Genomic DNA, 20,347 nt, shown 5'->3' with positions numbered 1-20,347 from the left:
TACATTACAGGGCATGGTGAGCGGCTTCGCTATGCCCAAAATCTGGAGACAGCTCGCTATGGATATTCCCGTTAATGCAGCAAAGCCGGGACGTCGGCGTTATCTGACGCTGGTGATGATCTTTATTACGGTGGTCATTTGTTATGTTGACCGCGCTAACCTGGCCGTGGCTTCCGCCCATATTCAGGAAGAGTTCGGCATTACGAAAGCGCAAATGGGCTATGTATTTTCGGCCTTCGCCTGGCTTTATACCTTATGTCAGATCCCCGGCGGTTGGTTTTTAGATCGCGTAGGTTCTCGGGTGACTTATTTTATTGCGATATTTGGTTGGTCAGTGGCGACTTTATTCCAGGGCTTTGCCACGGGCTTAATGTCATTAATTGGTCTGCGCGCGATAACCGGTATTTTCGAAGCGCCCGCTTTCCCGACCAATAACCGGATGGTGACCAGCTGGTTCCCGGAACATGAACGCGCTTCCGCCGTTGGTTTTTATACGTCTGGTCAGTTTGTCGGTCTGGCGTTTTTGACTCCGCTGCTGATCTGGATTCAGGAAATGTTGAGCTGGCACTGGGTGTTCATTGTCACTGGTGGTATCGGCATTATCTGGTCGCTGATTTGGTTTAAGGTTTATCAGCCGCCGCGCCTGACCAAAGGTATCAGCAAAGCTGAACTGGATTACATTCGTGATGGCGGCGGTCTGGTGGATGGTGATGCGCCGGTGAAGAAAGAGGCGCGTCAGCCGTTAACAGCCAAAGACTGGAAACTGGTGTTCCATCGTAAACTGATTGGCGTCTATCTTGGGCAATTTGCGGTGGCTTCTACACTGTGGTTCTTCTTAACCTGGTTCCCGAACTATTTAACTCAGGAAAAAGGAATCACCGCGCTGAAAGCAGGCTTTATGACCACGGTGCCATTCCTCGCGGCGTTTGTCGGCGTCCTGCTCTCTGGCTGGGTCGCGGATCTGCTGGTACGTAAGGGCTTTTCACTGGGCTTTGCGCGTAAAACGCCGATTATCTGCGGCTTGCTGATCTCCACCTGCATTATGGGCGCTAACTACACCAACGATCCGATGATGATTATGAGCCTGATGGCGCTGGCATTCTTTGGCAACGGTTTTGCTTCGATTACCTGGTCGCTGGTTTCTTCTCTGGCACCGATGCGCCTGATTGGTTTAACCGGCGGCGTGTTTAACTTCGCCGGTGGTCTGGGCGGCATCACCGTTCCGCTGGTGGTGGGGTACCTGGCGCAGGGTTACGGTTTCGCACCTGCACTGGTTTATATTTCTGCCGTCGCGTTGATTGGCGCGCTCTCTTACATCCTGCTGGTGGGCGATGTGAAGCGCGTTGGATAATCTTTCAACTGTGGAATATGCGCCACACCACTGCGCATAATCCACTTTCTTAAAGCCGGTGCGGTCAGGCATCGGCTTTTTACTATCTTGCCGAAGAGTTTTAAACGCAGTTTGCGGGTGGCGCGCCAGTAGGCGGCGTTGCTCTTCTCCGGCTGCTTCAGTAACACCGAACGCAGAATGTCTGCGCTATCCAGCGCATAGCTTATCCCCTCCAGCGAGCTGGCGCTGATAAATCCCGCCGCTTCACCAATCAGAAAGGCGTTGTCCTTACCGCAGACAAAATCCTGCCAGCGTGAGGGAAACAGCACCGTGCATTTTTCGCTTTTCACCGCCTTACCAAACTGGAACTGAAAGGCGCTCATTTTCTCTTTCAGCGTCGTGAAACGCGTCTGACCGTCTTTCATTGGATAGGCACCGCCAAAGATAAAATAACCGTCTTTGCTGATACTCCATGAATAACAGTCAGTTATCGAATTATCAAAGATGCAGGAGTAGAACGGCACCGGATGTTTCTCTGCGAACCACTGCTGGATAGCAACATATTTACGAATTTGATGGTCCGGGTAGAGATGTCGCCGTACCATCGAGTTGGCACCATCGGCACCGACCAGATAGCGGGCGGTAATATGCTGCTCCCAGCCGTCTGCGCGAAAAATGACATGCCATTTATCATCCTCACGCCAGATTTTTCGGCACAGGCTATCGTGGTAAACCTCAACGCTGGCGGGGATCAGCGATTTCATCCACAAGTCGAAAGCATGGCGATTAATATTGATATAGCTTCGCTGGTAGTTACGCGTGAGCGATGCGGCGACGTCGACGGTTTTGACGCTGAAAATCTGCGGGTTGGCGATCACATCGACAGGAAGCGTCAGTCCATCGCGAATAAAAGATCGCTGCGCGTCCGGTGCCAGCAGACCGCCGCAAGGCTTGCTGAAACCTTCAGTACCATGCTGGTGCTTTTTATCCAGCGCGATCACCTGCATTCTGCCTGCTAACTTTCGCGCCAACGCCGACCCTGCCGGGCCGAGGCCAATAATCGCCACGTCAAAATGTTCCATCTTTTCACTCACATTCATCACGATGGCAAAAGACTAATGTCTGAAAGTGAAGTCCTTGTGAAGTATGATGGCGGGAACCGTTTTGTATCAGGACCGCGCCATGAAACAGATAACCTTTGCTCCCCGTAATCACCTGCTCACCAATACCAATACCTGGACGCCCGACAGCCAGTGGCTGGTGTTTGACGTGCGTCCTTCTGGCGCGTCGTTTACCGGTGAGACCATTGAGCGTGTGAATATCCATACCGGCGAGGTCGAGGTTATCTACCGCGCGTCACAGGGCGCGCACGTCGGCGTGGTGACCGTTCATCCGAAGTCAGAGAAGTATGTCTTCATCCACGGCCCTGAAAATCCTGATGAAACATGGTATTACGATTTCCATCACCGTCGTGGCGTGGTTGTTGAAGGCGGCAAGATGAGCAATCTCGATGCAATGGATATTACCGTTCCGTACACTCCAGGGGCGTTACGCGGCGGCAGTCATGTACATGTCTTTAGCCCAAACGGTGAAATGGTGAGTTTTACCTATAACGACCACGTGCTGCATGAACGCGATCCAGCGCTGGATTTGCGAAACGTCGGGGTGGCAGCGCCGTTTGGTCCGGTCAATGTGCAAAAGCAGCATCCGCGTGAATACAGCGGTAGCCACTGGTGCGTGCTGGTGAGTAAAACAACGCCCACGCCGCAGCCGGGCAGCGATGAAATCAATCGTGCTTATGAAGAAGGATGGGTAGGAAACCACGCTCTGGCGTTTATTGGCGATACGCTTTCGCAAAAGGGCGAGAAAGTGCCGGAGCTGTATATTGTTGAATTGCCGCAAGATGAAAACGGCTGGAAATTGCCGGGCGACGCGCCGTTAAGCGGAACGGAATCAACTCTGCCCGCGCCACCGCGTGGCGTCGTGCAGCGACGTTTAACCTTTACCCACCATCGGGCTTATCCGGGGTTAGTCAACGTCCCGCGCCACTGGGTGCGGTGTAACCCGCAAGGAACGCAAATCGCGTTTTTAATGCGTGATGATCACGGTATTGTGCAACTGTGGCTTATCTCGCCACAGGGCGGCGAACCGCGCCAGTTAACCCATAACAAAACGGATATTCAGTCAGCATTCAACTGGCATCCATCGGGAGAATGGCTGGGCGTTGTGCTGGATAACCGTATTGCCTGCGTACACGCGCAAAGCGGCGAAGTTGAGTATTTAACCGAAAATCACGCCAACCCACCTTCGGCGGACGCGGTGGTCTTCTCGCCGGATGGTCAATGGCTGGCGTGGATGGAAGCCGGCCAGTTGTGGATAACCAAAACTGGCCGCTAAATCAGTTCACGGGCATTCTGGCTGGTGGAATGACGGCATTGATGGCTTGCGCGTCGGCTTCGCTTTTTTCCACGCGCGAGCGCACTGAACTGTCTTTGCGGAACGCATCCCATGGCAGAAGTAGCGTATCCATGACAGCGGTAAATGGCATATCGAGAATTGCCAGCGATTTGGTTCCCCAGTTTGTTGTGTCATCACCAATCATGGTGGCACTGGCGCGGGTGCCGGGATACGTTCCCTCCTTCCCCCCGGTATGGGACATTACGCTGGAGCATCCTCCGAGTAATGCCATTCCGCTGCATATCATGAACGCTAACAACACATTTCTTATCATAATAAATTCATCTGTTGATCGTGGGTGTTGGCATGATGTGTTATAGCGATCCCTTGCTGAAAATAACATCATCATTACGTCGCACTGTGGCGGCTATCGCACTTTAACGTTTCGTGCTGCCCCCCAGTCTATGCAATAGACCACAAACTGCAAAAAAAAGTCCGTCGAAAAGACTTGAAAAGTGCATATCCAGACCCATTTTTATACCGTAGCCAATGAGAACACGCCTGATGGGTGTTCTGGCTATCCGACCTGTCCATTGTGGAAGGTCTTACATTCTCGCTGATTTCAGGAGCTATTAATTATGCGTAACTTTGATTTATCCCCGCTTTACCGTTCTGCTATTGGATTTGATCGTTTGTTTAACCACTTAGAAAACAACCAGAGCCAGAGTAATGGCGGCTACCCTCCGTACAATGTTGAACTGGTAGACGAAAACCATTACCGCATTGCTATCGCGGTGGCTGGCTTTGCCGAAAGTGAACTGGAAATTACCGCCCAGGACAATCTGCTGGTGGTGAAAGGTGCTCACGCCGACGAACAAAAAGAGCGCACCTATCTGTACCAGGGCATCGCTGAACGCAACTTTGAACGTAAATTCCAGTTAGCTGAGAACATCCATGTTCGTGGCGCTAACCTGGTAAATGGTTTGCTGTATATCGATCTCGAACGCGTGATTCCGGAAGCGAAAAAACCGCGCCGTATCGAAATCAACTAATTCCCTAAGGCCGCAGTGCGCGGCCTGACATTTGATGCTCGCCGTCAGGGAGCATATGCGAATCTTCGGATTTGCAGGTACTTACTCGCTTCTTAGAAGGAGAAATGACTATGCGTAACTTCGATTTATCCCCACTGATGCGTCAATGGATCGGTTTTGACAAACTGGCCAACGCACTGCAAAACGCCGGTGAAAGCCAGAGCTTCCCGCCGTACAACATTGAGAAAAGCGACGATAACCACTACCGCATTACCCTTGCGCTGGCAGGTTTTCGTCAGGAAGATTTAGAGATTCAACTGGAAGGAACGCGCCTGAGCGTAAAAGGCACGCCGGAGCAGCCAAAAGAAGAGAAGAAATGGCTGCATCAAGGGCTTATGAATCAGCCGTTTAGCCTGAGCTTTACGCTGGCTGAAAATATGGAAGTCTCTGGCGCAACCTTCGTTAATGGTTTACTGCATATTGATTTAATTCGTAATGAGCCTGAACCCATCGCAGCGCAGCGTATCGCTATCAGCGAACGTCCCGCGTTAAATAGCTAATTAGCTATTCTCTTTGCCCCGCCAGTTTGGTGGGGCTTTTTTTTGCCTGCAATCTTCAACAATGTTTTAATTTTCGCCAATTTAAGATGTTCCGGCACTTTCTTTACCGTGATAATGTGCGCCATAAGGCAAATCTGCTTCACCGATTCAGCCATAATCCGTAGCAATTAAAATGTTATTTCAAGAGAAATGGACGATGAGTGATATAGCATTAACGGTCAGTATTCTGGCTTTGGTGGCGGTCGTCGGGTTGTTTATCGGCAACGTCAAGTTTCGCGGTGTTGGATTGGGCATTGGCGGCGTGCTGTTCGGTGGGATCATCGTCGGCCATTTTGTTTCACAGGCGGGGATGACATTAAGCAGCGACATGCTGCATGTTATCCAGGAATTTGGTCTGATCCTGTTCGTTTATACTATCGGTATTCAGGTGGGGCCGGGCTTCTTTGCCTCGTTGCGTGTCTCCGGATTACGCCTCAATTTGTTTGCTGTTTTGGTTGTCATCCTCGGTGGTCTGGTCACCGCCATCCTGCATAAACTTTTCGATATTCCACTTCCCGTGGTACTGGGGATTTTCTCCGGCGCGGTCACCAATACACCAGCGCTGGGTGCAGGTCAGCAGATCTTACGCGACCTGGGGACACCGATGGAGATGGTCGATCAAATGGGGATGAGCTATGCGATGGCGTATCCATTTGGGATTTGCGGCATTTTGTTCACTATGTGGATGCTGCGGGTTATTTTCCGCGTCAATGTTGAGACTGAGGCGTTGCAACACGAGTCCACGCGGACTAACGGTAGCGTGCTGATCAGGACCATTAACATCCGTGTTGATAACCCTAACTTACATAATTTAGCGATTAAAGATGTACCGATTCTCAATGGCGATAAAGTTATCTGCTCGCGATTGAAACGAGAGGAAACCCTCAAAGTACCTTCTCCGGAAACCATTATTCAGTTGGGCGATTTGCTTCATCTGGTGGGGCAGCCTGCGGATTTACATAATGCGCAATTGGTGATTGGTCAGGAAGTGGATACCTCGCTGTCGACGAAAGGCACCGATCTGCGCGTCGAACGCGTGGTGGTCACCAATGAGAATGTGCTTGGCAAACGTATTCGCGACCTGCATTTTAAGGAGCGCTATGACGTCGTTATTTCGCGCCTGAATCGTGCTGGCGTTGAATTAGTTGCAAGTAGCGATATTAGCCTGCAATTTGGCGATATTCTCAACCTGGTTGGACGCCCGTCCGCGATTGATGCCGTTGCTAATGTATTAGGTAATGCGCAGCAAAAATTGCAACAGGTACAAATGTTACCGGTGTTTATTGGTATTGGGCTTGGCGTATTGTTGGGCTCCATTCCGGTGTTTGTGCCTGGATTCCCGGCTGCGTTGAAGTTGGGGCTGGCGGGCGGTCCGCTGATTATGGCGCTGATCCTCGGGCGTATCGGCAGCATTGGTAAGCTTTACTGGTTTATGCCGCCAAGTGCCAACCTGGCGCTGCGCGAACTGGGTATCGTACTGTTTCTCTCGGTAGTTGGCCTGAAATCCGGCGGCGATTTTATCCATACACTGGTGGATGGCGAAGGGTTAAGCTGGATAGGCTATGGCGCATTGATTACTGCAATTCCGCTGATCACGGCTGGCATTCTGGCGCGGATGTTAGTCAAAATGAATTATCTCACGATGTGCGGGATGCTCGCGGGTTCAATGACCGATCCTCCGGCGCTGGCGTTTGCCAATAATCTTCATCCTACCAGTGGTGCGGCAGCGCTCTCTTACGCCACGGTGTATCCATTAGTCATGTTCCTGCGCATTATCACACCGCAGTTACTGGCGGTGCTTTTCTGGAGTATCGGCTAACGCTTTTCCGGGTGGAGTCGCCATAAATGGTTCTCCACCTGGCATTCACAATGCATTTCTGAACATTACCGCGTTGCTTAAACCAGTGAACCGCCGGTCAGGAAGGAAAAGATAAGGAATATCAGCAAAATACTGCACACGATGCCGATACCAAAAAGCAAGGTATGGAAAGCCAGCGTCCCGCCGCCAAATACCAGTGCGCCGCAAATGCCCCAGCGATTTTCCTTACGCATACCGCCAACAAATGCGCAGAGTAGCGCGGCAATGGCCAGTGCGATACCGCCTTGATCGAGGATTTTATCGACATCAACCGTCTCTTTTTTCTCCACCGTAGTGATTTTTTCACCTTTTATTCCGGCGAGAAGACCTCTTTTAATTTCAGCCGTTTTGTCCGCCACGATGCTTTCCAGCGTTGGTGGTGGCGCGGCAAAAGGGCCGAATGAAAAGTGGATAATACCCATCAATAAAGCGATGGCACCGAACAGCATGCCCAGTGAACTGCTTTTATTTTGCGCTATGATACCCATCAGACCTCCTTGTAATGGATGGCAAAAGCATATCAGGAAACGGGCGGACGAAATTCTTAAAAATAACCGCTAAAGGCAGAGCGTTAGTGAAAGTGCAAAGGAGTAACAATGAAAATTTCCCGCCTCGGAGAAGCGCCTGATTACCGCTTTTCGTTGGCTAATGAACGTACATTTCTGGCATGGATCCGTACCGCGTTGGGATTTCTGGCGGCGGGCGTCGGGCTGGATCAACTTGCGCCAGACTTCGCCACGCCCGTCATTCGTGAGCTGCTGGCGTTATTGTTATGCCTGTTTTCCGGCGGGTTAGCGATGTATGGCTATCTGCGCTGGTTACGCAATGAAAAAGCGATGCGTCTGAAAGAGGACTTACCCTATACCAACAGCTTATTAATCATCAGTTTAATATTGATGATCGTAGCGGTAATAGTCATGGGGCTGGTGCTGTATGCCGGATAGTCGCAAAGCCAGACGCATTGCTGATCCCGGACTTCAGCCAGAACGGACATCGTTGGCGTGGTTTCGCACCATGCTGGGCTATGGCGCGCTGATGGCGCTGGCAATTAAACACAACTGGCATCAGGCCGGCGCGTTGTTCTGGATTTCTATTGGCATCCTCGCCATTGTGGCATTAATACTTTGGCGCTATACCCGTAATCGTAATTTAATGGATGTGACTAATAGTGATTTTTCTCAATTTAACGTAATCCGTGACAAATTTATGATCTCCCTCGCGGTATTATCTCTTGCAATACTGTTTGCTGTAACGCATATACATCAACTAATCGTATTGATTGAGAGAGTCGCATGACAGGAAGTCAGGTTGTAAATGCTGAAGAGGACAGGCATAAATTGGTTGTAGAGTATAAAGACGCGCTACAACCTGCCGATTTTTATCAGAATTTCAAACAGCGGGGTCTTCGCTCCGTGCAAATTATTCCCCATATAGAATTTGATGACCGGGGCGAGCTGACAGCTTCTTCGGTGACGGCTGAACTGTGGGGACAATTTTTAATCGCACTGTTCGAGCATTGGGTGCGTGCAGATATTGGTCGTATATCAGTCGAACTTTTTGACGCCACGCTGCAAAAATGGTGCGGGAGCGAAAACGTACAACTTCGGCGGGAGTGTCAGGAGTGCGACTGGCATCGCTTGTGCCGGCATTCCCAGGAGGATTCTCCTGGCAACGTGCTTTGTGTTGGCTATCAAGCTTTTTATTCCCACTCTGCGCCGCACATGCGGGTGATGCGTGACCTGATAAAGCAGCATCGTTCTCCCATGGAGTTGATGACGATGCTGCGGTGACGTGAGCTTAAACAGGCTGCCCCTGATGCGACATCCGCGTCGCCAGCGGTAGCCAGCACAGCACGATCAACAATCCCATTAAGGTCATCAACAACCCCAGGCTGCTCTGACCGGTTTGCGGCAGCATCGCGGAGAGCGACGCCAGCACGCCGGAACCAATGTTTTGCAGGCCGCCGACCAGCGCACCAGCCGTGCCAGCCAGGAAGGGGAATGGCTCCATTGCGCCACTGGTTGCGAGCGGAAACAGCATCCCGGCACCGAAAAAGAACAGCGCGGCGGGAACGAGCAACGTCCAGACATTCATCACGCTAAACCAGCCGGGGATCCACATCATCATTCCTGCCAACAGGCAGCAGATAACCGACTGCCACATTAACGTAGAGAAGCGTTTATTCGGCCGACCAGCAAACCATGCGCCGAAGAATGCCGCTGGAATTGGCAGAATAAACAAAATACTGACTGTCATGCTGCTCAACCCTAACACTGCCCCCATCAACACACCGGAACAGGCTTCGAAAGCGGCAATCCCTGCCAGACCACCAATTAACATCAGCAAATAGCAGTTAAAGCTGCCATTGCCAAAGAGTGTTTTATAACTGGTGAGCAGGCGCGTACGCGGCGCATCGACAGGGCGTGTTTCCGGCATCCAGCGCGCCATGCTGAACGTCACACTGGCACAAAGCACCAGTAAAAACAGATAACAGGCCCGCCAGCTCCACAGGGTATTCAGCAGGCCGCCAATGAGTGGTGCGAGCAACGGACTTACGAGAATCCCCATATTTAACATGCTATTAGCGTGACGAAGCTGTGTCCGTTCATATAAATCACGCGGCAATGTACGCGCCATTACGCCGCCGACCCCGGTCCCCATCCCCTGAATCGCACTGGCGGCAATTAACACCGTCAGGCTGGAAGTGGTGACTGCCACCAGTGTCGCCAACATAAAAATGGACATTCCGACGAGGATTACCGGGCGGCGTCCCACTCTGTCGGAAATTGGGCCATAAAATAGTTGTGAGATACCGTAGGTCAGCAGATAAGCGCCCATTACGCTCTGCACCGCCCCTTCACGGACGTTGAGATCTTGTGCCATATCGGCAATAGCAGGAATATAAATAGTTTGTGCCATCTGACCGACGGCCACGAGTAATACCAACATCAATAATAAATTGACGTTTCTATGCCTTTTCATTATCACGGACGCTTTTAAAAATATATTTAGAATAAGTTACTACGCATTCGAATAAATGCAGGAGAGGAATCTATCACATTGATAAATGTTAGCCAGATATATATACGGAATGATGAATAACAAAACGGCAGAAAATATAAACAACAGCGGCAATAAATGTTGCCGGAAGGACTTTGGCTTAAATAAATACTGTGGGCCGGATAAGATGCGTCAGCATCGCATACGACACCAATCTGCCAGCAGAATATGAAAGGGGAGCGGTTTCCCGCTCCCCTTTAGTGCGGCTTGAATCTGAATCACTTCAGGTATTTCAGAACAGCATCAAGCAGTTGCAGTGCAGCAACAATGAGTTTGAGGATAAGAATGGCAATATCCACCAGGCTCATACGCGTCTCCTGTGGTTCAGGAGCACTGCCAGCTGACGTACCTTTCCGCTGCCTGTTGCCAGCTGTTGCGCACGCAGCTTCTTCAGAAGAAACGTTGTGCTTGTTGACATAACACAGTGTGCTCACGCGGGGTTAAGGCGCTGACGGCACCACCCGTTTCAGCCAGGACTTAGTGCGCCGGGTAACGATGCGGCCCCGCATAACACATTGCGTACAGTGATATTATAGAATTATACTGTATAAATAAACAGTAAAAATTAGACAAAATCAAAACTGTGATTGATACTCAATTATGCGCTAAATAAGTCAAAATTCGTGCCGAAATTGCGCGTTCTGCGCGGAACACGTATACTTTCAGTGTTGACATAACACAGTGTGCTTTGCGGTTACCAGCCGCGGGCGGCTGACAAAACCTCGCTCCGGCGGGGTTTTTTGTTACCTGCGTTTCAGTACAAAACGTGATCAATCCCCCAATTATTCCTTGATGAAAAATTTTCCATTGTCTCCCCTGTAAAGCTGTGCTTGTATAAATATTGTTAAACACAAAACCAACAAGGTCCCCAATGATTACTTCCATGCTCAACGCGAAACTACTACCAACTGCGCCATCCGCCGCAGTGGTCGTCGTGCGTGTGGTGGTGGTCGTCGGCAATGCGCCGTAGGGACTGGAACAACACACGATTCCAAAACCCCGCCGGCGCAAACCGGGCGGGGTTTTTCGTTTAAACACCTCCCGGAAAGTCGGCCCAGAAGAAAAGGACTGGAGCATGGCAAGTTCGGGCACAACATCGACACGTAAGCGTTTTACTGGCGCAGAATTTATCGTTCATTTTCTGGAACAGCAGGGCATTAAGATTGTGACGGGGATTCCGGGCGGTTCGATTCTCCCTGTTTACGACGCCTTAAGCCAAAGCACGCAAATCCGCCATATTCTGGCCCGTCATGAACAGGGCGCGGGCTTTATCGCCCAGGGAATGGCGCGTACCGACGGCAAACCGGCGGTCTGTATGGCCTGTAGCGGGCCGGGTGCGACTAACCTGGTGACTGCCATTGCCGATGCGCGGCTGGACTCCATTCCGCTGATTTGCATCACCGGCCAGGTTCCCGCCTCGATGATCGGCACCGACGCCTTCCAGGAAGTGGACACCTACGGCATCTCTATCCCCATCACCAAACACAACTATCTGGTCAGACATATCGAAGAACTCCCGCAGGTCATGAGCGATGCCTTCCGCATTGCGCAATCAGGCCGCCCTGGCCCGGTGTGGATAGACATTCCTAAGGATGTGCAAACGGCGGTTTTTGAAATTGAAGAACAGCCCGCGGCGGCAGAAAAAACCGCCGCGCCCGCCTTTAGCGAAGAAAGTATTCGTGACGCTGCGACAATGATTAACGCCGCCAAACGCCCGGTGCTTTATCTGGGGGGCGGTGTCATTAACGCGCCCGCGCGGGTGCGTGAACTGGCTGAGAAAGCGCAGCTGCCCACCACCATGACCTTAATGGCGCTGGGCATGTTGCCAAAAGCACATCCGCTGTCGCTGGGCATGCTGGGGATGCACGGCGTGCGCAGCACCAACTATATCTTGCAGGAGGCGGACCTGCTGATTGTTCTCGGTGCGCGTTTTGATGACCGGGCAATTGGCAAAACGGAAGAGTTCTGCCCGAATGCCAAAATTATTCATGTGGATATCGACCGCGCGGAGCTGGGTAAAGTTAAGCAACCGCACGTGGCGATTCAGGCGGATGTTGATGATGTGCTGGCGCAGCTGATCCCGCAGGTGGAAGCCCAGCCGCGTACAGAGTGGCACCAACTGGTGGCTGATTTACAACATGAATTCCCGTGTCCTATTCCGAAAGCGTGCGATCCATTAACACATTACGGGCTGATTAATGCCGTTGCCGCCTGTGTCGATGACAATGCGATTATCACCACCGACGTGGGTCAGCATCAGATGTGGACAGCGCAGGCCTATCCGCTCAATCGACCACGTCAGTGGCTGACTTCTGGTGGGCTGGGAACGATGGGCTTCGGTTTACCCGCAGCGATAGGTGCGGCGCTGGCTAACCCGGATCGCAAAGTGTTGTGTTTCTCCGGCGACGGCAGCCTGATGATGAATATTCAGGAGATGGCGACCGCCAGTGAAAACCAGCTGGATGTCAAAATCATCCTGATGAATAACGAAGCACTGGGACTGGTGCATCAGCAACAGAGTCTGTTCTACAAGCAGGGCGTTTTTGCCGCTACCTATCCGGGAAAAATCAACTTTATGCAGATTGCCGCCGGATTCGGCCTCGAAACCTGCGATTTGAATAATGAAACCGATCCTCAGGCGGCATTACAGGAAATTATCAATCGCCCTGGTCCGGCGCTGATCCACGTACGCATTGATGCCGAAGAAAAAGTGTACCCAATGGTGCCGCCAGGCGCGGCAAATACTGAAATGGTGGGGGAATAAGCCATGCAAAACACAACTCATGACAACGTGATTCTGGAACTCACCGTTCGCAACCATCCCGGTGTAATGACCCACGTGTGTGGGCTTTTTGCCCGTCGTGCTTTTAACGTCGAAGGCATTCTTTGTCTGCCGATTCAGAACAGCGACAAAAGCCACATCTGGCTACTGGTCAATGACGATCAGCGACTGGAACAAATGATAAGCCAAATCGACAAACTGGAGGATGTGGTGAAAGTGCAGCGTAATCAGTCCGACCCGACAATGTTTAACAAGATAGCCGTATTTTTTCAGTAACCGCTCAAGGCTTGAACAGTGGCGCGCTTATCGTTAAGGTAAGCGCGTTTTTTTTACCCGCCAGGACAAGACCATGATAACCGTTGCCCTTATAGACGATCACCTTATCGTCCGCTCCGGCTTTGCGCAGCTGCTGGGGCTGGAACCTGATTTGCAGGTAGTTGCCGAGTTTGGTTCCGGGCGTGAGGCGCTGACTGGCTTACCTGGGCGCGGTGTTCAGGTGTGTATTTGCGATATCTCAATGCCGGATATTTCTGGGCTGGAGCTGTTAAGCCAGCTACCGAAAGGTATGGCGACAATTATGCTCTCCGTTCACGACAGTCCGGCGCTGGTTGAACAGGCGCTTAACGCGGGGGCGCGCGGCTTTCTCTCTAAACGCTGTAGCCCGGACGAGCTGATCGCTGCCGTGCATACGGTTGCAACTGGCGGCTGTTATCTGACGCCGGATATCGCTATTAAACTGGCATCGGGCCGTCAGGACCCGCTAACCAAACGCGAACGCCAGGTGGCGGAAAAACTGGCGCAAGGGATGGCGGTGAAAGAGATTGCCGCCGAACTGGGGTTGTCGCCAAAAACTGTGCATGTACATCGTGCCAATCTGATGGAAAAACTGGGCGTCAGCAACGACGTTGAACTGGCGCGGCGCATGTTTGATGGCTGGTGATGAAGACATTTTTCTCCCGCTTAAATACTGTAATTTCCTGCTTTTTTATCTTCTCTGCCGCATGGTTTTGCCTGTGGAGTATCAGCCTGCACCTGGTTGAACGACCGGATCTGGCGGTATTGCTGTTTCCGTTCGGTCTGCGACTGGGGCTGATGTTGCAATGCCCGCGCAGATACTGGCTGGTGCTGATGGGCGCAGAATGGCTGCTGATTTACTGGCTGACGCAGGCGGTTGGGTTAACGCATGAACCGTTATTGATGATCGGTAGTTTGCTGACGTTACTTCCTGTGGCGTTGATTTCTCGTTATCGCCACCAGCGCGACTGGCGCACGTTGCTGTTACAGGGCGCGGCACTGACGGCGGCGGCGTTATTACAGTCATCCCCCTGGCTTTGGCATGGGTACGGAAACGAGCCCTGGAACGCCCTACTGATGACCTTAACCGGCGGCCTGACGCTGGCCCCCATTTGCCTGGTGTTCTGGCACTATCTGGCGAATAACACCTGGCTGCCGCTGGGGCCATCGCTGGTTTCCCAGCCGATCAACTGGCGTGGGCGGCATCTGGTCTGGTATTTGCTGTTGTTTGTTATCAGCCTGTGGTTGCAACTGGGGCTGCCGAACGAACTTTCGCGCTTTACCCCGTTTTGTCTGGCGCTGCCGATTATCGCCCTGGCCTGGCACTATGGCTGGCAAGGGGCGCTGATTGCGACGTTGATGAACGCCATCGCGCTGATCGCCAGTCAAACCTGGCGCGATCATCCGGTCGATTTATTGCTTTCACTGCTGGTGCAAAGCCTCACTGGCCTGTTACTGGGCGCAGGCATCCAGCGGTTGCGTGAACTTAACCAGTCGCTGCAAAAGGAACTGGCGCGTAATCAACATCTTGCCGAGCGGTTGCTTGAAACCGAAGAGAGTGTGCGTCGCGACGTAGCGCGTGAACTGCACGATGATATCGGCCAGACCATCACCGCCATTCGTACTCAGGCTGGCATTGTCCAGCGGCTGGCGGCGGATAACGCCAGTGTGAAACAGAGCGGGCAGTTAATTGAACAGTTGTCGCTGGGCGTTTACGACGCGGTGCGCCGCTTGTTAGGGCGGTTACGTCCGCGCCAGTTGGATGATCTGACCCTGGAGCAGGCCATCCGTTCATTGATGCGGGAAATGGAGTTGGAAGGGCGCGGCATTGTCAGTCATCTCGAATGGCGGATAGATGAATCAGCGCTAAGTGAAAACCAGCGCGTAACCCTATTTCGTATCTGCCAGGAGGGGCTGAACAACATTGTGAAACATGCAGATGCCAGTGCGGTTATCCTGCAAGGCTGGCAGCAGGATGAGCGTTTAATGCTGGTGATTGAAGACGATGGTAGTGGTCTGCCGCCAGGTTCCGGGCAGCAAGGTTTTGGCCTCACCGGAATGCGCGAGCGCGTCACCGCGCTGGGCGGCACCTTGACCATCTCCTGCCTGCACGGCACGCGTGTCAGTGTCTCTCTACCTCAACGTTATGTTTAAGGCTTGATGATGTTGCCGTTTCTGAAAGCGCCTGCCGACGCACCGCTGATCAGCGATAAAAGTGAAATTGATGCTCGCTACCGCTACTGGCGTCGGCATATTTTGCTGACCATCTGGCTGGGCTATGCGCTGTTTTACTTCACGCGTAAAAGTTTTAACGCCGCCGTACCAGAAATCCTTGCCAACGGCGTGCTCAGCCGTAGCGATATCGGCCTGTTAGCAACGCTGTTTTACATTACCTACGGCGTATCGAAATTTGTCTCCGGCATTGTCAGTGACCGCTCTAATGCCCGCTATTTTATGGGGATTGGGCTTATCGCCACTGGCATCATCAACATTCTGTTTGGCTTCTCCACCTCGTTGTGGGCGTTTGCCGTGCTGTGGGTGCTGAACGCCTTTTTCCAGGGCTGGGGTTCGCCGGTTTGTGCGCGTCTGTTGACTGCCTGGTATTCTCGTACCGAGCGCGGCGGTTGGTGGGCGCTATGGAATACGGCGCATAACGTCGGCGGTGCGCTCATTCCCATTGTGATGGCAGCGAGCGCGCTGCATTACGGCTGGCGTGCCGGGATGATGATTGCCGGTTGTATGGCGATAGTCGTGGGGATTTTTCTTTGTTGGCGGCTGCGCGATCGCCCGCAGGCGTTAGGTTTACCGGCGGTCGGAGAATGGCGGCACGATGCGCTGGAAATCGCCCAACAACAAGAAGGGGCGGGGCTGACGCGTAAAGAGATCCTCACCAAATATGTGTTGTTGAATCCGTATATCTGGCTGCTTTCGTTCTGTTATGTGCTGGTCTATGTGGTTCGTGCGGCGATCAACGACTGGGGCAACCTGTATATGTCCGAGACGCTGGGCGTCGATCTGGTCACGGCGAATACGGCAGTAACGATGTTTGAACTGGGCGGGTTTATCGGTGCGCTGGTAGCCGGTTGGGGCTCGGACAAACTGTTTAACGGCAACCGTGGGCCGATGAATTTGATTTTTGCTGCGGGGATTTTGCTCTCCGTTGGCTCGCTGTGGTTGATGCCATTTGCCAGCTACGTGATGCAGGCAACCTGCTTCTTCACCATTGGTTTTTTTGTCTTTGGCCCGCAGATGTTAATCGGTATGGCAGCGGCAGAGTGTTCCCACAAAGAGGCGGCAGGTGCGGCGACGGGGTTTGTCGGCTTGTTTGCTTATCTGGGGGCGTCGCTTGCCGGTTGGCCGCTGGCGAAAGTGCTGGATACCTGGCACTGGAGTGGTTTTTTCGTGGTTATCGCCATTGCCGCCGGGGTTTCGGCACTGTTGTTACTGCCCTTTTTGAACGCCCAGGCACCACGCGAAGCGTGATGCATCTCACTTTTCTACCTCATATCCGGCAAAACTAAGAAATTTTCCTGGTTTTGCCTGGACGCTATCTCAAGCCTGATTTGCTGCAGGTTTTTACAATGCCATCATTCGTTAATTCTTTCCCCAAATAATTCAAGTTGCAGGAACGCGAGCAGCTAAGGCACCTGCGGCCTGAAGTATGAAGGGAAATCAGGAGTAACCCATGCTGGCTTTCTTAAACCAGGTTCGCAAGCCGACCCTGGATCTTCCGCTCGAAGTGCGGCGCAAAATGTGGTTCAAACCGTTCATGCAATCCTATCTGGTGGTCTTTATTGGCTACCTGACGATGTACCTGATTCGCAAGAACTTCAACATCGCACAGAACGACATGATCTCGACCTACGGGTTGAGCATGACGCAGCTGGGGATGATTGGCCTGGGCTTCTCCATCACTTACGGCGTGGGTAAAACGCTGGTTTCCTACTACGCCGACGGCAAAAATACCAAACAATTCCTGCCGTTCATGCTGATCTTGTCCGCTATTTGTATGCTGGGCTTCAGCGCCTGCATGGGCAGCGGCTCGGTTAGCCTGTTCCTGATGATTGCCTTCTACGCCTTAAGCGGTTTTTTCCAGAGCACTGGCGGTTCATGCAGTTACTCCACGATTACCAAATGGACGCCGCGTCGTAAGCGCGGGACCTTCCTCGGTTTCTGGAACATTTCCCACAACCTCGGCGGCGCGGGGGCGGCGGGTGTGGCGCTATTCGGCGCAAATTACCTGTTCGACGGTCACGTGATCGGCATGTTTATCTTCCCGTCGATTATCGCGTTGATTGTCGGTTTTATCGGTCTGCGTTATGGCAGCGACTCCCCTGAAGCGTATGGTCTTGGCAAAGCTGAAGAACTATTCGGTGAAGAGATCAGCGAAGAGGACAAAGAGACGGAATCCACCGATATGACCAAGTGGCAGATCTTTGTCGAATATGTTTTGAAAAACAAAGTGATCTGGCTGCTGTGCTTCGCCAATATCTTCCTGTACGTGGTACGCATTGGTATCGACCAGTGGTCAACCGTGTACGCTTTTCAGGAACTGAAACTTTCTAAATCGGTGGCGATTCAGGGCTTTACGCTGTTTGAAGCCGGTGCTCTGGTTGGCACGCTGCTGTGGGGCTGGCTCTCTGACCTGGCGAACGGGCGCCGTGGCCTGGTGGCGTGTGTTGCACTGGCGCTGATTATCGCCACGCTTGGTGTGTATCAACACGCCAGCAACCAATATATCTATCTGGCTTCTCTCTTTGCATTAGGTTTCCTGGTATTTGGTCCGCAACTGTTGATTGGCGTGGCGGCTGTTGGCTTCGTACCGAAAAAAGCGATCGGCGCTGCCGATGGGATTAAAGGCACTTTCGCCTACCTGATTGGTGACAGCTTTGCCAAATTAGGTCTGGGAATGATTGCCGATGGTACGCCAGTGTTCGGCCTCACCGGCTGGGCAGGCACCTTCGCCGCACTGGATATCGCCGCTATTGGCTGTATCTGCCTGATGGCGATAGTCGCGGTGATGGAAGAACGAAAAATCCGCCGCGAGAAAAAAATTCAGCAGTTGACAGTGGCATAAACGTAACTGGTGACTTTTGCCCGGCATGACGCCGGGCTTTTTTTTATTATTCAGAGATTTCCAGCGCGGTGAAGGCAAACTTCTCGCCATCAAACAGCCCCTGACTGGTCAGTTTCAATGCGGGGATCACCGGCAGGGAAAGAAACGCCATCTGAATAAACGGTTCATCGGGTAACGGACCACATTCACGGGCAGCGACTTTTAACGCGTCAATTTGCTCTGCCAGCGACTGCGCCGTGTCGGTGCTCATCAGCCCGGCAATGGGCAACGGCAGATGACTCTGTACCTGGCTGTTACGGACCACGCACAGCCCGCCGCCATCCTGAATCACCTGATTGACCGCCAGCGCCATCTCTTCTGCGCTACGACCGATCACCACAATATTATGGCTGTCATGGCTGACTGTCGCTGCCAGCGCGCCTTCATTCAGGCCAAAGCCGCCGAGCAAACCACAGGCCGGAGCCAGACGTTGCCCGTAACGCTCAAGTACGGCAATAAAGCACACATCATCGCGATCAAAACCATTTTCGCTGTAGACGCTGGAGCGGGAGTGCGTGATCAGTTCGTTATGGATGACATCAATGACGCGATAGCGTTTTCCGGGGGTAAATTGCAGGGCAAAGTCGCTGGCGGAAACTGGCTGGCGATCAATGGTATTGCCATATGGCGGGGCGGATTGTGCCAGTCTCGCCGACTCTTCTGCCTGCAAGGTTTGTGCGTCAATCGGTTCGCCTTTCACCAGTACCTGTTGCACTGTGACTTTACGCGCGTCACTTAACAGGACAATGTCGGCCTGCTTGCCGGGAGCCAGTAAACCGAGATGATTCAGACCAAAATGGCGCGCCGTCGACCAGCTGGCTACGCGATATGCCACATGCAGCGGCACATTGTGTTGTTCAATCAGACGGCGAATTAAGGCGTCGATATGCCCTTCGTGAGCGATTTCCCACGGGTTACGGTCATCAGTACAAAGCATGCATTGTGGGCTGTTAAATTCGGTGATCAACGGAGCCAGCGCGTTGAGATTGCGGGCAGCGGACCCTTCGCGGATCATCAACGACATGCCAAGTTGTAATTTCCGGCGTCCTTCTTCCAGCTGATAACTTTCGTGGCAGTTTTCAATACCCGCGGCAATATAGGCGTTAAGTTCTTTACCGCTTAGACCGGGGCAGTGACCATCTAGTGTCAGATGGCGAAAGGCGTCCAGTTTATCGAGCAGCGCATTTTGTCCGCTAATTACGCCAGGGTAGTCCATCATTTCGGCCAGACCAGTAACCTGAGGATGGTCGCGCCAGGCGAGCATCTGTTCGAGGGTAAAACTGGCACCGTTAACATCGCAGCCTTCCAGGGCGGGTACGCAAGAGCTGACCTGCAAATACTGGTTTTGCTTTGCCTGTTCGGCACAGCGAGCAAACCAGGCAAACCCGGCTTCGCCCATCACGTTGACGATTTCATGAGGATCGCAAATAACAGTCGTCAGGCCGCGTGGCAGAGTGGCGGTTTCAAAGGTGACTGGGGTCATCATGCTGGATTCAATATGCAGGTGAGCATCAATAAACCCCGGTACTGCCGTTGCGCCGTGGGCGTCAATTCGGCGCGAAGCCGGAGCATCAGCGTATTCTGCGCCGACACCGGCAATGTAACGTCCTTTAATCACGATTGGGCCGGGAATTTCTCCGCCATTGATCAGATCCAGAATAGAGACATTATCAATAATATAATCGGCAGCGGCTTCGCCACGGGAAACGGCTAACAATTCCTGGTATTCTACCCGACTAATGTGATGAAATTTATGGCTAATAGAATTGTTCATATTTTTTCTCATTTTGATTTTATCAATTTGATTATTATTTATCATAAAGAAACGTCGCGAGATTATTAAAGAATATCCATTAATGTGCAATTGAAATGTGATAATT

Annotated in this window: 21 protein-coding genes and 1 other annotated feature; of the genes, 15 read left to right on the top strand and 6 right to left on the bottom strand. The window is 52.3% G+C overall.

Features of this window, described 5'->3' with window-relative positions; genetic code table 11:
* Window positions 1-13 precede the first annotated feature (13 nt).
* On the top strand, window positions 14-1,351 hold the full coding sequence (locus D9741_RS18945; protein WP_165383466.1) for an MFS transporter: 1,338 nt from the start codon (window positions 14-16) through the stop codon (window positions 1,349-1,351).
* Here the strand turns inward: D9741_RS18945 and cbrA are convergent.
* Window positions 1,312-2,412, bottom strand: a complete 1,101-nt coding sequence (gene cbrA, locus D9741_RS18940) for a colicin M resistance lipid reductase CbrA (RefSeq protein ID WP_130215112.1) — start codon at window positions 2,410-2,412, stop codon at window positions 1,312-1,314. The two genes, D9741_RS18945 and cbrA, sit on opposite strands and share 40 nt — an antisense overlap.
* 100 nt (window positions 2,413-2,512) lie before the next feature.
* Here cbrA and D9741_RS18935 point away from each other — a divergent pair, with 100 nt between their 5' ends.
* Window positions 2,513-3,727: a DUF3748 domain-containing protein gene (locus D9741_RS18935; protein WP_205712848.1), complete on the top strand. Its 1,215-nt coding sequence runs from the start codon at window positions 2,513-2,515 to the stop codon at window positions 3,725-3,727.
* Between the two features lies 1 nt (window position 3,728).
* Here the strand turns inward: D9741_RS18935 and D9741_RS18930 are convergent, their stop codons facing one another.
* Complete coding sequence (locus tag D9741_RS18930) at window positions 3,729-4,061, bottom strand: YceK/YidQ family lipoprotein (RefSeq protein ID WP_130215114.1); 333 nt, start codon at window positions 4,059-4,061, stop codon at window positions 3,729-3,731.
* A gap of 238 nt (window positions 4,062-4,299) precedes the next feature.
* Window positions 4,300-4,372 (top strand) — a sequence feature (ROSE (Repression Of Heat Shock gene Expression) occurs in the 5'-region of heat shock genes and acts as an RNA thermometer to modulate expression.).
* On the opposite strand from D9741_RS18930, the gene ibpA reads away from it, so the two are divergent.
* The 3 genes from ibpA (at window position 4,366) to D9741_RS18915 (ending at window position 7,176) form a co-directional block, all read left to right on the top strand.
* Entirely contained in the window at window positions 4,366-4,779 is a 414-nt protein-coding gene (gene ibpA / locus D9741_RS18925) for a small heat shock chaperone IbpA (protein WP_001243437.1), read from the top strand. It overlaps the preceding feature by 7 nt.
* 110 nt (window positions 4,780-4,889) lie before the next feature.
* Window positions 4,890-5,318, top strand: coding sequence for a small heat shock chaperone IbpB (ibpB, locus tag D9741_RS18920; protein ID WP_001243431.1), 429 nt, complete (start codon window positions 4,890-4,892; stop codon window positions 5,316-5,318).
* Between the two features lie 196 nt (window positions 5,319-5,514).
* The gene (locus tag D9741_RS18915) at window positions 5,515-7,176 is read left to right on the top strand and encodes a putative transporter (RefSeq protein ID WP_130206782.1); all 1,662 of its coding nucleotides are present in this window, start codon (window positions 5,515-5,517) and stop codon (window positions 7,174-7,176) included.
* A 77-nt stretch (window positions 7,177-7,253) separates the two neighbouring features.
* Here D9741_RS18915 and yidI read toward each other — a convergent pair whose 3' ends face one another.
* A complete protein-coding gene (gene yidI, locus D9741_RS18910) occupies window positions 7,254-7,703 on the bottom strand; it encodes a protein YidI (RefSeq protein WP_130215116.1) in 450 nt (149 codons plus the stop codon).
* 108 nt (window positions 7,704-7,811) lie between these two features.
* Between yidI and D9741_RS18905 the strand changes: the two genes are divergently transcribed.
* The 3 genes from D9741_RS18905 to D9741_RS18895 are packed head-to-tail and all read left to right on the top strand — an operon-like array spanning window position 7,812 to window position 9,005.
* On the top strand, window positions 7,812-8,159 hold the full coding sequence (locus D9741_RS18905; protein ID WP_000703955.1) for a YidH family protein: 348 nt from the start codon (window positions 7,812-7,814) through the stop codon (window positions 8,157-8,159).
* The gene (locus D9741_RS18900) at window positions 8,149-8,511 is read left to right on the top strand and encodes a DUF202 domain-containing protein (RefSeq protein WP_130206779.1); all 363 of its coding nucleotides are present in this window, start codon (window positions 8,149-8,151) and stop codon (window positions 8,509-8,511) included. Before D9741_RS18905 ends, D9741_RS18900 begins: the two co-directional genes overlap by 11 nt.
* The gene (locus D9741_RS18895) at window positions 8,508-9,005 is read left to right on the top strand and encodes a radical SAM protein (protein ID WP_130215118.1); all 498 of its coding nucleotides are present in this window, start codon (window positions 8,508-8,510) and stop codon (window positions 9,003-9,005) included. The genes D9741_RS18900 and D9741_RS18895 overlap by 4 nt, the downstream gene beginning before the upstream one ends.
* A gap of 7 nt (window positions 9,006-9,012) precedes the next feature.
* On the opposite strand, the gene emrD is transcribed toward D9741_RS18895, so the two are convergent.
* Together emrD and tisB are read right to left on the bottom strand one after the other, a co-directional pair.
* Window positions 9,013-10,197 carry a multidrug efflux MFS transporter EmrD gene (gene emrD, locus D9741_RS18890; protein WP_130215120.1) on the bottom strand — a complete coding sequence of 395 codons (1,185 nt, stop codon included), beginning with the start codon at window positions 10,195-10,197 and terminating at the stop codon, window positions 9,013-9,015.
* A gap of 296 nt (window positions 10,198-10,493) precedes the next feature.
* The gene (gene tisB / locus D9741_RS18885) at window positions 10,494-10,583 is read right to left on the bottom strand and encodes a type I toxin-antitoxin system toxin TisB (RefSeq protein WP_000060506.1); all 90 of its coding nucleotides are present in this window, start codon (window positions 10,581-10,583) and stop codon (window positions 10,494-10,496) included.
* 563 nt (window positions 10,584-11,146) lie between these two features.
* Here tisB and ivbL point away from each other — a divergent pair.
* From ivbL to uhpT, 7 genes are all read left to right on the top strand, one after another.
* Window positions 11,147-11,245, top strand: coding sequence for an ilvB operon leader peptide IvbL (gene ivbL / locus D9741_RS18880; protein WP_130215122.1), 99 nt, complete (start codon window positions 11,147-11,149; stop codon window positions 11,243-11,245).
* Window positions 11,246-11,350: 105 nt separating this feature from the next.
* Entirely contained in the window at window positions 11,351-13,039 is a 1,689-nt protein-coding gene (ilvB, locus tag D9741_RS18875) for an acetolactate synthase large subunit (protein WP_130215124.1), read from the top strand.
* Between the two features lie 3 nt (window positions 13,040-13,042).
* Complete coding sequence (ilvN, locus tag D9741_RS18870) at window positions 13,043-13,333, top strand: acetolactate synthase small subunit (RefSeq protein WP_104920000.1); 291 nt, start codon at window positions 13,043-13,045, stop codon at window positions 13,331-13,333.
* Window positions 13,334-13,406: 73 nt separating this feature from the next.
* The gene (gene uhpA / locus D9741_RS18865) at window positions 13,407-13,997 is read left to right on the top strand and encodes a transcriptional regulator UhpA (protein WP_047612689.1); all 591 of its coding nucleotides are present in this window, start codon (window positions 13,407-13,409) and stop codon (window positions 13,995-13,997) included.
* Complete coding sequence (uhpB, locus tag D9741_RS18860; protein ID WP_130215126.1) at window positions 13,997-15,505, top strand: signal transduction histidine-protein kinase/phosphatase UhpB; 1,509 nt, start codon at window positions 13,997-13,999, stop codon at window positions 15,503-15,505. Before uhpA ends, uhpB begins: the two co-directional genes overlap by 1 nt.
* A 9-nt stretch (window positions 15,506-15,514) precedes the next feature.
* Window positions 15,515-16,834, top strand: coding sequence for an MFS transporter family glucose-6-phosphate receptor UhpC (gene uhpC, locus D9741_RS18855; protein WP_130206854.1), 1,320 nt, complete (start codon window positions 15,515-15,517; stop codon window positions 16,832-16,834).
* Between the two features lie 202 nt (window positions 16,835-17,036).
* Entirely contained in the window at window positions 17,037-18,428 is a 1,392-nt protein-coding gene (uhpT, locus tag D9741_RS18850) for a hexose-6-phosphate:phosphate antiporter (protein ID WP_130215128.1), read from the top strand.
* 46 nt (window positions 18,429-18,474) lie between these two features.
* On the opposite strand, the gene adeD is transcribed toward uhpT, so the two are convergent.
* On the bottom strand, window positions 18,475-20,241 hold the full coding sequence (gene adeD / locus D9741_RS18845) for an adenine deaminase (RefSeq protein WP_130215130.1): 1,767 nt from the start codon (window positions 20,239-20,241) through the stop codon (window positions 18,475-18,477).
* Between the last annotated feature and the right edge of the window lie 106 nt (window positions 20,242-20,347).

This window comes from Escherichia sp. E14V7 (assembly GCF_004212225.1).
Taxonomy (GTDB): Bacteria; Pseudomonadota; Gammaproteobacteria; order Enterobacterales; family Enterobacteriaceae; genus Escherichia.
Note: the sequence above shows the minus strand (reverse complement) of the source record. Positions and strands in the feature narration are given on the sequence as shown.

Bases quoted from the DNA above. Each gene is read 5' to 3' on its own strand.
- yidI (WP_130215116.1), bottom strand. From the start codon at position 7,703: ATGGGTATCATAGCGCAAAATAAAAGCAGTTCACTGGGCATGCTGTTC.
- D9741_RS18935 (WP_205712848.1), top strand. From the start codon at position 2,513: ATGAAACAGATAACCTTTGCTCCCCGTAATCACCTGCTCACCAATACC.
- D9741_RS18945 (WP_165383466.1), top strand. From the start codon at position 14: ATGGTGAGCGGCTTCGCTATGCCCAAAATCTGGAGACAGCTCGCTATG.
- tisB (WP_000060506.1), bottom strand. From the start codon at position 10,583: ATGAGCCTGGTGGATATTGCCATTCTTATCCTCAAACTCATTGTTGCT.
- ibpB (WP_001243431.1), top strand. From the start codon at position 4,890: ATGCGTAACTTCGATTTATCCCCACTGATGCGTCAATGGATCGGTTTT.
- adeD (WP_130215130.1), bottom strand. From the start codon at position 20,241: ATGAACAATTCTATTAGCCATAAATTTCATCACATTAGTCGGGTAGAA.
- cbrA (WP_130215112.1), bottom strand. From the start codon at position 2,412: ATGGAACATTTTGACGTGGCGATTATTGGCCTCGGCCCGGCAGGGTCG.
- uhpA (WP_047612689.1), top strand. From the start codon at position 13,407: ATGATAACCGTTGCCCTTATAGACGATCACCTTATCGTCCGCTCCGGC.
- D9741_RS18905 (WP_000703955.1), top strand. From the start codon at position 7,812: ATGAAAATTTCCCGCCTCGGAGAAGCGCCTGATTACCGCTTTTCGTTG.
- ivbL (WP_130215122.1), top strand. From the start codon at position 11,147: ATGATTACTTCCATGCTCAACGCGAAACTACTACCAACTGCGCCATCC.
- D9741_RS18930 (WP_130215114.1), bottom strand. From the start codon at position 4,061: ATGATAAGAAATGTGTTGTTAGCGTTCATGATATGCAGCGGAATGGCA.
- D9741_RS18900 (WP_130206779.1), top strand. From the start codon at position 8,149: ATGCCGGATAGTCGCAAAGCCAGACGCATTGCTGATCCCGGACTTCAG.
- uhpB (WP_130215126.1), top strand. From the start codon at position 13,997: ATGAAGACATTTTTCTCCCGCTTAAATACTGTAATTTCCTGCTTTTTT.
- ilvB (WP_130215124.1), top strand. From the start codon at position 11,351: ATGGCAAGTTCGGGCACAACATCGACACGTAAGCGTTTTACTGGCGCA.
- ilvN (WP_104920000.1), top strand. From the start codon at position 13,043: ATGCAAAACACAACTCATGACAACGTGATTCTGGAACTCACCGTTCGC.
- uhpT (WP_130215128.1), top strand. From the start codon at position 17,037: ATGCTGGCTTTCTTAAACCAGGTTCGCAAGCCGACCCTGGATCTTCCG.
- D9741_RS18915 (WP_130206782.1), top strand. From the start codon at position 5,515: ATGAGTGATATAGCATTAACGGTCAGTATTCTGGCTTTGGTGGCGGTC.
- D9741_RS18895 (WP_130215118.1), top strand. From the start codon at position 8,508: ATGACAGGAAGTCAGGTTGTAAATGCTGAAGAGGACAGGCATAAATTG.
- ibpA (WP_001243437.1), top strand. From the start codon at position 4,366: ATGCGTAACTTTGATTTATCCCCGCTTTACCGTTCTGCTATTGGATTT.
- emrD (WP_130215120.1), bottom strand. From the start codon at position 10,197: ATGAAAAGGCATAGAAACGTCAATTTATTATTGATGTTGGTATTACTC.
- uhpC (WP_130206854.1), top strand. From the start codon at position 15,515: ATGTTGCCGTTTCTGAAAGCGCCTGCCGACGCACCGCTGATCAGCGAT.